The sequence below is a fragment of the Paenibacillus woosongensis genome (assembly GCF_030122845.1).
GTDB lineage: Bacteria > Bacillota > Bacilli > Paenibacillales > Paenibacillaceae > Fontibacillus > Fontibacillus woosongensis_A.
In genome coordinates this window covers 340,826-354,137 of the sequence record NZ_CP126084.1, presented here as the reverse complement: position 1 = coordinate 354,137, position 13,312 = coordinate 340,826, and the positions used below count along the sequence as shown (strand labels likewise).

Below are 13,312 nucleotides of genomic sequence, written 5' to 3'. Positions count from 1 at the left end.
ATGTCTTTTTATAAACTTAATAATAAATTCGCATAATTGAAGCGGTTACAACCCTCGCCAATCAAGGCGGTTATTTACCGGCTCTGATGTTCTCCATCGTTACCCGTTCCAGCTGAATATCGGAAAAATCACTGACCAGCCCTTGACCGGTTGGCGATTGGGAAACGATTCCCACCTTCAGCGTATCGGAAGCCTTCAGATTGAATACTCTGACCATCCGGTAGTTCGCCCCGTCCGTGGAGTAATGCATGGCGAATGCGTCGCCTTTTCTGCCGATTTGCAGCCATACGCTTTTATCGTCCAGGTTCACTCCGTTGGCATCATCCGACACGCCGTCCGTCACGACACTAACCACAGTATATGTACCAAAATCACTGTATTCATGGCATAGCTTCGCCCAGCGGTTATCGCGATCCATGATAAAGAGCGCCGCCCCATCGTAGGTAGAGATGAAATCATGTCTTACTTTAGCGCGCAATACAAAGTCCCCCTGGACCTCGGTATATAGAAATGGCGCATTGTTCTTGACTTCCCCGGACTCCGGATTAATGAAATAATCGGTATTTCCTGGTGCGGGAATTTGGAGCAATTGATCCTTCTCAATGATTTGGGATTCATTCAGCCACTTGTCGAATGGGTGCATATGCTCTCTCTCCTAACATGTAATTTTCTTTAGTATACCGCATATTTGGAAGCCCTAACAGACGCTAACTCAGCTTCAAGCTGCTTGAATTTTAGTGGAGAGGAGGTCCATATGGGAAGCCATGATCTGCCGGGCCTGATGCTAACGGACACACGGGTCGCTATTTCGATTTTTTGACCGAAATTGATATGCTGAACGGACCCTGGTTCCGCTATACAGCCTATATGAACACGTTTTGCCCCAATTTCCCCTTGATAGCGGAACTGCGGTCCGTTAACTTCGGAATTGGCGATTTTTTGGGAAAATAGCGGATCTACAGTCCGCTAGATCGCCGGAGCAATCGAGGGCAAAGGGATCGTTCCCCCCACCTTGTGATGGTTCCCGCCATATGATGGTATCCACCGTTCGTGCTCGATCAGCGTCCTCTTGATCCAGGGCCTCCTCAATCTACCCAACCTTACGGCCGAAGGTAGGCGCTGCCCTTCATATGATACAATTGAAGCGAACTGCTTACAAAATCTCTATCCTACCATCTTACCCGCATGCGCTCGCACGATCTGTGCCCTTTTGATATTTTCGCGTGAAGTTAATCCCGTATATGACGGATATGCCTCGCTACTTCTACAAACATCGGAAGTGCATTCACCTGCTCATTCGTAAAATAAATCAGCTCAACGAAATATTTCTTATGATCCTTCTCGACTACAAAGCCATCCATGGCGACATTGCCTTCTAGCTTCGACCCCGCATATTCCTTATATTTGCCCAATTCCTTATTCTGCAGGGTTAAGTCACTCAGATAAATTTCATCATATTCAAGGATAGAAATATAATGCTTCCCTCCATCGTATCCCCACCTGTTGCCGTCCTCAAATTCATAAACTTCCATCTGGTCAGGAAGATAGAGGCCTAGCGGTAATAAGGGATCTCTGTGAAATTGAGCAGGCGATTGCTGATCTCCCCATTCCAGCCTCATTTCTGGCACGCCATTGTATTCTTTAAGCTCAAAGAGGTTTTCCATGCGAGTATCATGATCCATCTTGTCCGGCTGCTCCGAATTCTGCCGTTCGAGATTCTGTTGTCCGGAATTCGGCTGTTCGATGACAGAGTCCGAGCCTGCGAAACCCTTATTTTCCTTCTCGCAAGCCGACAAAAGACATACCGCAGCCAGAGTCAATATCAGAACTGGCTTCTTCATGCTACTCCCCCTATCCGTCTTTAAAAGCTCAAAGAATACTTCATTCAGTCACATCCGCTCGTAGTAAACGGCGACGCCGGAAGCCCCTCCCGGTTATACAAATTCGCCCCCGACGGATTGTTCGCCCAGGCATACCTCGCATGGACAGGCTGCGAAGTCCCCTCATGCCGGACAATTACCGTGTTGCCGGAAATGACCGCCTGCGCCGGGAAGAAACGTCCATCCGGGCCGCTGACTGCAAATCCACGAAGCTCTCCGCTCCCCCCGCCCGCAATCAGCCCGCTGCCGGCATGGTCGAAATACAGGACAATCGCGCCATCACGCTGCTCCATCCTTGTGTACATCGGCCCGCTGTGCACCAAGTGCTCCTCGCCGTAGGCCAGCTTCCGGGCGCATAATGCAAGCCGCTGACCGACCGTTTTCTTATCCTGCGGATGCAGATCGTTATACTCCCCGACATCAATGGTTACCGCCATCGCAGTATTCGGCACCTCCAGGCTTCTGCGCTGCTCCTCCCGCAGCTCCGCCCAATTCACTTGAGCATCGTCCCCCTCGCCAAAATTGGCAAGCTGCACATAAATAAACGGAAGGTCAGCGCTTCCCCAATTCCGCCGCCAGTCCCGAACCAGTGCCGCGAACAACTTGCGGTATCCCGCAGGCTGCCCGGTGTTGGATTCCCCTTGATACCAGAGAATGCCCTTAACAGGATATTCCCGCAAAGGAGCAATCATGCTGTTATAGACGCCGGAAGGCTTGTACTGGAAAAAAGTACTCGGCTCCAGTGCTTCAATGCTCGTCCCGACCCGATACTGCCACATCCCCCGCAAATCAAGCTCCTGTCCGCTGCCAACCAGCTTATACGGCATGTCCGGCACGAAGGCCCCGGTATTCTGGTTGCTGACAACGCGAACGACAATCGTATTGCGCCCCGGCTTCAATAGCCCCTGAGGAACAGGATAGCGTCTCGGCGGATACCTATAACCGGTGCTGCCCACGGACACCCCGTTGATATACGTATCGTCCGCATCCACAATCGTTCCCAGCTTGAGCATAACCCCGCCCTCCAGCATGGAGGCGGGCACATCGATTTCCTTGCGGAACCAGACTGCCCCGCGCAGCGGCTCCAGCCGGCCGCCCGACCAAGAGCCTGGAACCTCAGTCAGCTCCCAATCCGCCGTATCGCACACGGCATCAAACCAGCCTTCCTGCAGCCCCAGGTCGGTATCGTTCAGATGGCTGTACCAGAGGCGGCTGCGCTCTTCATCCTTGCGCATCGTCTCCTTCACGTAGCCATCGTCCTTGCACTGCTCCAAAACGGCTTCATAGCCGCCGACCTCTCTGAGCGTCCCCTCGCTCATCCAGGCTTCAATCGGTGTCCCGCCGACCGCCGTTTGCACGAGTCCGATAGGCACCTGATATTTCTCATATAGCTCCCGAGCACTAAAGAACCCGACCGCGCTAAAATGAAGTACATCCTCCCGAGCAGCCGCGATCCACCGCCCGCCTGGCAGCTCCTGCTGCGGCGCCTGAAAATTGTACGTCTGCGGTACCGCAAACTGGCGAATCCGCGGCAGATTGACGCTGGCTACTTCCTCCGCGAGCAGGTCCAGCGTCCGCCGCACCGGCAGCTCCATATTGGACTGTCCGCCGAGCACCCAGACATCACCGACCAGAATGTCGCGAACGACCAGCTCCGCTTGACTCGACCATATCGTCATCTCGTATGGTCCACCCGGCTCCAGCTTCTCCAGCTCAACCCGCCAGTGCCCGGAGACATCCGCCGCTGTGCTGTATGTTTTGCCAAGAAAAGAAACCCGGATCTCCTCCCCATTCCCGGCCGTTCCCCAAATCGGCACATGGGTGTCCCTTTGGAGCACCATCCCGTCGCTGAGCATGCTATGCAGCTTCATCCCCGACCGCCCCCCTTCCATAGGTGGTATCTTCATCGCCACTCTTCCTGGGTACCTATTCATAGACACTCTTCCCTAACACTCTTCTATAGGTACGCTTGATTCGATCTTACTTCATTCGCATGCCTAGGGAAATGGCTCATTTTAAAGATCAAGCCCCAAAATTTCAAGTTCATTCATAAATGAGACGCGAGGCGGCCAATTCTCCAGCCACCGGACTTATTGAGCTGTACAGCGGCTGGACAATCTATCCAACCTGACCGAATTCCAAATGGTACCAGAACCACAATGTACTATCGGAATTATTATTGACCTTCTTATGTAGACCTGTCGTGCAAACAGTGGATTGAACAGAATCATGAATGCTAGCCCCCCCCCCCCTCGTTCAGGCGAGGGGCGTCTTAGTAAAACAAGTCTTTGGATTAATGCCTATTTACAAGTTGTATATTCAATCGTCAATACGTCGCCTGTGTTCATTCATCATCATAAATACCGGCCGGTATGCGAGCTCGCATGCTTCATGACCGCTTCCGGCGTCCCTTCTGCGATGATATGACCGCCTTGTCGTCCCCCTTCCGGGCCTAGATCAATGATCCAGTCCGCAGCTCTGATCAGCTCGCTGTTATGCTCGACAATGATCACGGTATTGCCTGCATCCACGAGGCGATCCAGCAGCTTGGATAATGGCTTCACATCACTCGGGTGCAGTTCTGTCGTCGGCTCGTCTAATAAGTAGAGGGTACTGGTCTGCGATGTCCTCATCAGCTCCTTCGCCAGCTTCAACCGCTGTCCTTCCCCGCCGGAGAGCGTCGTCAGCGACTGCCCCAATTTTAAATAGCCCAAGCCAATCTCCACCAGCAATGCAAGGATTGAGCGGATTTTCCCTTCCTCCTTAAAAATATCCAAGCTATCCTGTACAGAGCTCTCCAGAATTTGATTGATGGAATACCCGTTATATTGAACGGCCAGTACCTCCTGCTTGAAGCGCTGTCCATGGCAAACCGGACATGTTACCTCCAGATCCGGGAAAAACAGCATGTTCATCGGGACATACCCAAGCCCCTGACAGTTCTCGCAGCGTCCGCCCTCCGTATTGAAGGAGAAATGCTTGGCCGTCAGCTTCCGCTGCCTGGCTTCCTTCCGTTGGGCGAAGGCATTGCGGCATTACGAAGCTTGGGGGATTGTTCCGCCTCCACAGCGGGGTGCCAATGGCTATCGCATCTATACGGAAGAACATGAGGCTTATTTTAAGTGTATCCGGGCGATGTATCCGGGATTCGGCATGGCCTTGGTTCGGAAGGTTATGCCGATGCTTCAGCAGAAGAAATTTACGGAAGCTTTGTGGGAGATCAACCGGGTGCAAGCCGAGCTGTATCAGAAGAAACAGCAAGCCCTGCAGGCATTGGAGATTCTGAAGCCGGACCAAATGGAAAGCTTCCTTGCCAGCCGGAAGAAGCAGTGGTATACCATCGGGGAAGTCGCGAAGGAAATAGGTGTGCCTGCTACCACACTACGGCACTGGGAGAAGGAGGGCTTGATTGCTCCTGACCGCGATCCCGAGAGCGGTTATCGGCGATATCATCGCGACGATATCCGCCGGTTATTAATTATTAGAACCGTACAGTCCTCTGTTTACTTGCTGGAGACGGTCCGCGGGATCATGGAGACAATCAATCAGCAAAGCCTGTCCGAGGTCCGAAGAATTACCATGGATTCATTGGCTTATATGGATGTGCAAATCGAACAGCAGCTTCGCGGCGCGCACTATCTCTATAAGCTCATTGATATGCTCAAACGAAACAGCGGTTAGCAGCTTCCCCGGATCTACCATATCGGCTTGTAAAAAAGACTCGAAGCCCCGGTCCTAAGACCGGGGCTTCGAGTTTGTTATTGGATAAACCCATGTTATTTCAATTACTTCGCCGTGCTAGGCTCAGGCTCGCTCTCCAGCTTCGCCAGAGCCGCCTTGCTTACGTCTACGCGCTTGACGAACAGCGTAAGCACCAGTGCAACCACGGTCGTCGCAGCTGCAATCAGGAAGGAATATTGAATCCCTTCAAGCAGGGCCGTTTGGCCGATTTGGGCCTTCACTTGATCCGTAATTGCAGTTGGATCCATGGCAGCAATTTGGCTGGCCGCGCTCGATTTCGTTTTCGAGTTCATGATCGATACGAAGATCGCGGTGCCAATCGCCCCGGCAACCTGCTGAATCGTGTTGTTCGCCGCCGTACCGTGCGGATTCAGGCGCGTAGGCAGCTGGTTCAAGCCGTTGGTCATAATTGGCATCATGACCATGGAGATCCCGAACATACGCAGGGAATACAGCATGATGATGTGGCTATACGTCGTCTCCAAATCGAATTTGGACATCATAAACGTAGCAATAGCGGTAATGGTCAAGCCGATAAAACCGAGCACACGCGGTCCGAACTTGTCGAAGAGCTTCCCTGTGATCGGGGACATAATCCCCATAACGATAGCACCCGGAAGCATCATTAGACCGGAATCCAGCGGTGTAATGCCGCGCACATTTTGCACGTAGGCTGGCGTCAGGATCATACCCGAGAACAGGGCCGCCGCATTGACGGCCGAAATGATGGCAGCCATCGAATACATCGGATATTTATAAATGCCCAGGTTCAATAGCGGAATGTCAAGGCGCAGCTGACGAATGACGAACAGCGCGACTCCGATAACACCGGCAACGATGCAGGTTACGACGACAGGGTCGCCCCAGCCGGCGCTGCTTGCGTCACTGAAGCCGTACAGCAAACCGCCAAAACCGATCGTGCTGAGCACCACCGACAGGTAGTCCAGCTTGGTCTCCTTCGTTGGCATCACACTGCGGAACTTCCAGATGGCCAGCAGCAGCGCGATAACCGCAAACGGAAGAATCATCTCAAACAGCAGGCGCCAGTCGTGGTATTCCACAATATAACCGGAAAGCGTCGGTCCGATGGCCGGAGCTACGATCATAACGAGACCGAATACCCCCATAGCTGCGCCGCGCTTCTCCCGCGGGAAGCTGATGAGCATGATGTTCATCAACAATGGCGACATGACAGAGGATCCAGCAGCCTGGGTCATCCGTCCCGCGATCAGCCAGCCGAAGTTCGGCGAGTAGGCCGCGATCAAGGTTCCTAAAGTAAAAATGGATAATGCCGTAATAAACAAACTGCGGTTCGTGAACTTCGTCAGCAAAAAGGCCGATACGGGAATCAAAATCCCGCTGACCAGCATGTAGCCGGTAGACAGCCACTGAACGGCGGAATAATCGATGCGGAAATCATGCATGATCGTCGGCAAAGCGACATTAAGCAATGAGTTATTAAGAAAGGCAACGAAGGTTGCAAAGAATAACAAGCCTATCATTAAATAGGGCGGTTTTTCCAACTGTTTTACAGTTTCGCTCATCCTGATGTTTCTCCTATCTCTATATAAAATTTAAAGTTACTTGATGATTTTATATCATCGGTACAATTAAATCAAGTTTTTGTACCCAGGGTATAATTCACATTGTATTTCTGAAGCATCGTAGTATACTTGTTGGTATCAAGTTGTACGGAGGAGCTCATGAATCGACGTAAAATGCAAGTGGTGAACCATGCTTTTGCCCTGTTTATTGAACAGGGAATCATGCAAACCTCTATTCAAGATATCATTGAACGCGCTGGCATCTCCAAAGGGACGTTCTACAATTACTTTTCCTCGAAAAACGACTGCGTCAGCGCCGTATTAGAGAAGCTGCGTTACGAAGCACGTATGAAAAGAAGCGAACTGCAGATCGGCAAGGATCCCAGCGATATTCATGTCTTAATCGAGCAAATCGCGATGATCTCGCAAACGAGCCAGAAATACGGGTTGTCCGCTTTGTTTGAGGAAATTTTGCATTCCCGAGATAAAGAAATGAAGCAATATGTCATGTACCACCGCATCATTGAAATCGGCTGGCTCGCGGAGCGCCTGATTGACGTGTACGGCGAGAAATTGCGCCGCTCTGCCTTCGAGGCCGCCGTGATATTTATGGGGATTCAGCAGCACCTGCTGTTTACAGCCAAGAATATCAATCAGCAACTCGATCCAAAAGATGTCGCGGGTACGGTATTGCTGCATTACATGAACCATATTATCGAGTGCCTGATCGAGAAGAACACCTCCGTCATCGACGACGAGAAGCTGCATGTGATGAAAGGACAGCTGACGCAGGAAGAGGTCAAGCAGGAGGATATTCTACAGGCACTGGATGATTTCGCATGCCAGCTTAGATTCACGAAGTCGCAGGCCGAACTGTCAGCAGCGCTATACGATGAAATCGAGCAGCAGCCTCTGCGTGAAGCGGTCGTCAACGCCCTCCTGAAGCCTTATATCGAAGCGTTTAGGGGCTCTGACGGCTACGACCAAGCTAAGGATATTATGACCATGATCTGGAGATATATGAGGCAATAGATGAGTTGGTTGGTGAAACAAGTGGGACATGCATAAATACCGCCTAACAGCTGCATCAGCTGCCTGTTGGGCGGTATTTTTTTGGAGTAAGCTGGCGTTCTGGTGAACTGGTGATTTGCTGAGCTGGTGAACTGCTGAGTTGCTGGACAGCTAACTGCTGATCCTTACGGACCCTGGTTCCGCTATTTCACAAAAACTCCGCTTTTTCTAGAGCCAACGGACACAGCGGACCTTATTGGTAGCAAATCGATGCGTTCCATGGTCATTTTCACGAAATAGCGCCTTCTGTGTCCGTTGGCTGGCCAATTTCGCGAAAAAACGGCAAATAGCGGATCTCCTGACCGTTAGCACGTGTGCCTTAATTTACTCCTAGCTCGTGCTCGCTAGTGGAAACGCAAATACTATGGGGTTGTGTCTTTTGAGCTTTATGCATAAATTAGAATAAAGTGTTATATATCACATAAGTGTCTGGGGAACGTCGGGGCCAATAAAAGTGAAAAAATGAGTACATTTGTTTTAGTTCATGGCGCGGCGCATGGCACGGAGGATGGTGTTGGGATAAAATAGTCCCCTCGTTGCGAGACACTGGGCACCGGGTTCTTACCGTAGACTTGCCCGGACATGGAACGGATACGGATACAACTGCAGCCTCAAAAGTTACTTTGCAAGATTATACGGATCATCTATGCCGTGTTTTGGACAATGAGTCTGAACCGGTGATTTTGGTGGGGCACAGCATGGGTGGACTTGTGATCACCCAAACCGCTGAATATCGTCCTGACAAAATTCAATTGCTCGTTTATGTATGTGCCTTTCTGCCGGAAAATGGTCAAACCTTACTTCAAATCCTCGAAAAGGACAATACAGCATCGCCTCTTCCCATCATAAAAAGCGAGGATAACACTTATTTAAAGCTCAATGAGCCATTTGTAAAAGACGCTTTTTTTGAGGAGTGCTCTGAAAATGATGTTTTTGAGGCAAAACAAAAGCTTTGTTTCCAACCCCTGCTCCCTTTTGTCACACCCGTGCGGATAACGGAAGATCATATCGGAAGGATCCCCCGTACGTATATTGAAACCCTCAAGGACAATGCTATCTCCACAAGATGTCAAAGAGCAATGTACACTCGAACACCTTGCAAGTACATGATTACCATGGATGCAGACCACTCCCCCTTCTTATCACAACCGGAGGTTTTATCGTCGCATTTGAATGACTTGGCTGAGCACATGGAAGTTTGCTAGATTATCATAGGCACTCATTGTTTGTTTTAATAAAGAACAGGTCAATCATGGTGGTATCTGACCATATTGCCCTGTTCAATATAACGGAATAAAGTTCGTTATTTAGGATATGAAATTCAAGTATTGGTGTGATTTCGTCCTCCTTTGATTTTGGAATGCAAAACAAGCTCATTCCTACTCATAGTTCAAGTGGGAAAGAGCTTTTGAAAGTTTATCAAGTGTTTGAATGGTTTAGTGTTTGGTTTGTTGATTGTGTTGTACGATCTTATTGCTGAGGTTGTAAATGGCTTTATACAGTTTATTTTACAGACCCCGCTCTAACGAAAAAACATATATTCTGACTCGTCATCTCTTAAACTGTCAAAGTTGAAAAACTGAGCATAAGCGAGAAAACAAGCGAAATCATTAATTTATAGTGGGAGGGCATTTTAAAGAAATATATGTATCAAAATAATGTAGCTTACGACGTTAACATCTTTTCAAAAGTAAAATAATATCTTGTCTATTCCCAAATGAAAGTTTGGACATGTAAAAAAGCCACAAACACTGTTATTTCAACGTTTGTGGCTTTCGTTTTGTTTTGAAAGCTTAGAGCCGCAAGGCTATCACCTATGCCTAGCCCAGTAGGTCCCTGAGATAGCGTTTTCCAGGCAGCCGATCTCATCACCGCACAGTGTAACCTTACATGAGGCAAATCTGGACACCAGCTACAAACGAATCACCTAATCCTATAGTATATTTCGGCTGATCGATATATTTTGTAGGGACTATAACTACCTCACTTGAATAATTACTCTTACTTATTATTTCCCTATGATGTACTCCCTTCGGACTTAAAGGAAGTTTCAATATTTCAAAGATCTGTTCTTTGGTACAGTACCAACCAAACATCGCTTTTGCAGTAGCAAGCATATTTCCATAGATGAGGCCGCTTTCAATATCATGCTCAAGCGGTTCTCCTGCATACATAGAATAATCTTTGGTATGAACAATGATCCCCTTGTGAATCTGAAAATGCTCCTTAATAAACTTTATTCCTTCCACACAAGAAATAATATCCTCGAGATCAATAGTGAAGTTATACATATTTAGTGTATTAGCCAATTCTTCCTCATTCATACAAACAATATCTACTTCTGGATATAAGCCTTCTATACACAATCTTCTTATTGTATTGCTGTGATAATGAGCATCCTCAAAAAAAACTATTCCAGATTCATTGTGAGCCTTATATTTGGTTATGTGCTGTTTTACAAATTCTATCCTTTCCCTTAAAATATCCTCGTTCTTTATTGCATTAAAACTAGACAGCACATTGCTACTGATCTCTTGTGCATGTCTCTCAATATATTCAAAATAGGGTTTGGAGAACGGCAAATATTCGTTAACGGTAATTTTAGTTAGGATCAATCGATTAGATACAGGTATGACAAGCTCCTGATCTCCTAAACGAATAACATCCCCTTTTTTAAACTGGATAATATAGTGGATTTCTTGTTCATAACGTTGCGTCACCTCGTTTGTATGAATCAAATGAACATCCGAAGAGACAGTATATATGTGTGGTGAACGCAGAATATCACACACTTCTTTGGAATCATCGGTCAAATGAACAACCGAGGGGCATCCCACAGCAGCTAAGGCCATGGCAGCTTGTGTTGCCGTCCCCCCCATTCCATACTTTGTAGAAAAGAACTGTTCAATGAGGGTGACATTTTCTATATCAACCTCACCACCAATTCCCTTACCGCAATAATACACTAAAGTACGAATTAAATCTTGTTCGGTCTCGATTAACTCGGATGCTGTCATTTGGCTTAAGTCTTCTCCCTGCATATATTGTTCAAGGAGACGATTCAAAATGTCAATTTGAAAGTCGCATAATACATCCAAATTACTTGTATATCCCATCGCCGGCATTTTTTTGTTGGATTTACGCCAATCTATAATCATTTCCATTTGGTCATATCGTTCGATGTACTTCTCTTTAATTTCCATCCTTATTACACCCTTTTTAGATAAAATGCATAAACGTCAAGTTCCCCCATTCCATTGGCATTTATGGCATTCAATTTCATGAGGGAACTTTAACTTTGTACCTAGTTCTTAACAGCGCCAGAGGTCATCCCTGCAATGAAGTATCTTTGGAAAATTAAGAATAGAATTAGCACCGGTAACGACCCAAGTACGCTCATAGCCATCATCTGATTCCACTCATATGCATGCTGCCCCATTAATAAGCTAATTCCTACGGGGACCGTGCGAAACTCATTCGTCTTCGTTAAGGCTAAAGCAAATAGATATTCGTTCCATGACAGCATAAAGGTATACATTCCCACAGAAACCAATCCGGGAACCGATATAGGAACCAACACATTCCACAGTGCTCTAAATCTCGATCCGCCATCCATCATCACAGCTTCATCCAGGTCTTCTGGCAATGTATTATAATATCCAGTCATCATGATAATGGCATAAGGCAACGTAAATAACAGATAGGTTAAAATCAATGCCCCATACGTGTTGTACAATTTAAGGGTTACGATCAGACTCAAGTATGGAATTAACAAAGTGATCGGCGGTACGGCCTGAACACTAACAATAATTGTATTGATTACCTTTTTACCCGGAAAGTTAAATCTACTGAAGCTATATGACGCTAGAATACTTATAGCTAAGGTCAAAATGACTACTACAAAAGCTACAAAGTAACTATTCACAAAGAATCTAATCATTTCCGGATTTCTGAATATCTCTACGTAAGCATCAAACATGAACCTTTCAGATATCCATACCGGCGGCCATGCAAAGATTTCTGAGTTGGGTTTGAAGGAATTTAAAAACATCCACAGGATTGGGAAGCCTGAAAAAATGGTACCAACAATCAAAAGAAATATCGCTATAACTTTAATATATCGCTTATTTTCTCCTACCATATTAATCCTGCCCTCTCTGATTGCGTACATAAATGATTGCAACTATTGTACATACAACCAGCAAAATCACCGCGGTTGCTGAAGCTTGAGAGTATTGATACTTACTAAATCCCAGCTTATAGATAAAGGTGCTGAGCATCTCAGTCGCATTGATCGGTCCTCCACCCGTAGTCATCCAGATCAGAGCAAATTGTTGAATGGTCCATACAAAATCTAACATTAATAAGCTAATTAAAATCGGCTTTAGCTGAGGTATGGTTATACGGAAAAAACGCTGTATGATGTTCGCTCCATCGATCGCAGATGATTCATAGAGGTCTGTTGATATTCCTTGAAGTCCGGCTAAAATGCTGATCATATAGAAGGGGTACCCTGCCCAAATATTAATGACCGTGACCGACAGAAGCGCAAAATCTCTTGAGGCTAACCATTCGATCTGGGTACTTGTTAAATTAGCTTCAACTAAAAAGTAGTTGATAACACCGTTAGTATTCAGCAGCATCTTCCACAAAATTGCTATGACGGATGCAGTGAACATCCATGGTAGAGCGAAAATAACTCTGAATACCGCTTTGGTTTTTGCACTGAAATATTTAGTATTTAATAATACGGCAAAGGTCATGCCAATAATCAAATGTGCAACTACACTACCGCCAACAAAAATGAGCGAATTCTTCACAGCAACAAAAAACGTTTTATTGGCAAATATTTTTTTAAAGTTTTCAAAACCTACAAAGGTAGGATTTTTATTGATAATGACATTATCAAAAAAAGAGTAGCTAATAACCATACAAATGGGGATAATTAGCAAAACGACGATTAAGATTATTGTTGGAATCAGATACAGATAGGGCTCGGTTTTCTTTTTTAATAATTCATTTCTATTTCTATATTGAATCGATCTGATCTTCTCTGTTTCTATGCTCACCTATCAT

At 46.9% G+C, this 13,312-nt stretch carries 10 protein-coding genes and 1 pseudogene; 3 read left to right on the top strand and 8 right to left on the bottom strand.

Annotation, left to right across the window (positions count from 1 at the left end; all coding sequences use genetic code 11):
* Positions 1-70 precede the first annotated feature (70 nt).
* The 4 genes and pseudogenes from QNH46_RS01655 to QNH46_RS01640 form a co-directional block, all read right to left on the bottom strand.
* A complete protein-coding gene (locus QNH46_RS01655; RefSeq protein ID WP_283926631.1) occupies positions 71-643 on the bottom strand; it encodes a DUF1349 domain-containing protein in 573 nt (190 codons plus the stop codon).
* Between the two features lie 586 nt (positions 644-1,229).
* Positions 1,230-1,841: a hypothetical protein gene (locus tag QNH46_RS01650; RefSeq protein ID WP_283926630.1), complete on the bottom strand. Its 612-nt coding sequence runs from the start codon at positions 1,839-1,841 to the stop codon at positions 1,230-1,232.
* A 44-nt stretch (positions 1,842-1,885) separates the two neighbouring features.
* A complete protein-coding gene (locus QNH46_RS01645; protein ID WP_283926629.1) occupies positions 1,886-3,787 on the bottom strand; it encodes a sialate O-acetylesterase in 1,902 nt (633 codons plus the stop codon).
* A gap of 447 nt (positions 3,788-4,234) precedes the next feature.
* Positions 4,235-4,912 (bottom strand): annotated as a pseudogene (locus QNH46_RS01640) (ATP-binding cassette domain-containing protein); the annotation flags it as partial.
* Here QNH46_RS01640 and QNH46_RS01635 point away from each other — a divergent pair.
* A complete protein-coding gene (locus tag QNH46_RS01635) occupies positions 4,845-5,561 on the top strand; it encodes a MerR family transcriptional regulator (RefSeq protein ID WP_283926628.1) in 717 nt (238 codons plus the stop codon). The pseudogene QNH46_RS01640 and the gene QNH46_RS01635 sit on opposite strands and share 68 nt — an antisense overlap.
* A 104-nt stretch (positions 5,562-5,665) precedes the next feature.
* Here QNH46_RS01635 and QNH46_RS01630 read toward each other — a convergent pair whose 3' ends face one another.
* Positions 5,666-7,165 (bottom strand): DHA2 family efflux MFS transporter permease subunit, encoded by a 1,500-nt coding sequence (locus QNH46_RS01630; RefSeq protein ID WP_283926627.1) that lies wholly within the window; start codon positions 7,163-7,165, stop codon positions 5,666-5,668.
* 159 nt (positions 7,166-7,324) lie between these two features.
* On the opposite strand from QNH46_RS01630, the gene QNH46_RS01625 reads away from it, so the two are divergent.
* Together QNH46_RS01625 and QNH46_RS01620 are read left to right on the top strand one after the other, a co-directional pair.
* On the top strand, positions 7,325-8,197 hold the full coding sequence (locus QNH46_RS01625; RefSeq protein WP_283926626.1) for a TetR/AcrR family transcriptional regulator: 873 nt from the start codon (positions 7,325-7,327) through the stop codon (positions 8,195-8,197).
* Positions 8,198-8,772: 575 nt separating this feature from the next.
* Complete coding sequence (locus tag QNH46_RS01620; protein WP_283926625.1) at positions 8,773-9,441, top strand: alpha/beta fold hydrolase; 669 nt, start codon at positions 8,773-8,775, stop codon at positions 9,439-9,441.
* Between the two features lie 681 nt (positions 9,442-10,122).
* Here the strand turns inward: QNH46_RS01620 and QNH46_RS01615 are convergent.
* From QNH46_RS01615 to QNH46_RS01605, 3 genes are all read right to left on the bottom strand, one after another.
* Positions 10,123-11,439 (bottom strand): ADP-dependent glucokinase/phosphofructokinase, encoded by a 1,317-nt coding sequence (locus QNH46_RS01615; RefSeq protein WP_283926624.1) that lies wholly within the window; start codon positions 11,437-11,439, stop codon positions 10,123-10,125.
* Positions 11,440-11,540: 101 nt separating this feature from the next.
* Positions 11,541-12,377, bottom strand: a complete 837-nt coding sequence (locus QNH46_RS01610) for a carbohydrate ABC transporter permease (protein WP_283926623.1) — start codon at positions 12,375-12,377, stop codon at positions 11,541-11,543.
* Position 12,378: 1 nt separating this feature from the next.
* Positions 12,379-13,305, bottom strand: a complete 927-nt coding sequence (locus QNH46_RS01605; RefSeq protein ID WP_283926622.1) for a carbohydrate ABC transporter permease — start codon at positions 13,303-13,305, stop codon at positions 12,379-12,381.
* Between the last annotated feature and the right edge of the window lie 7 nt (positions 13,306-13,312).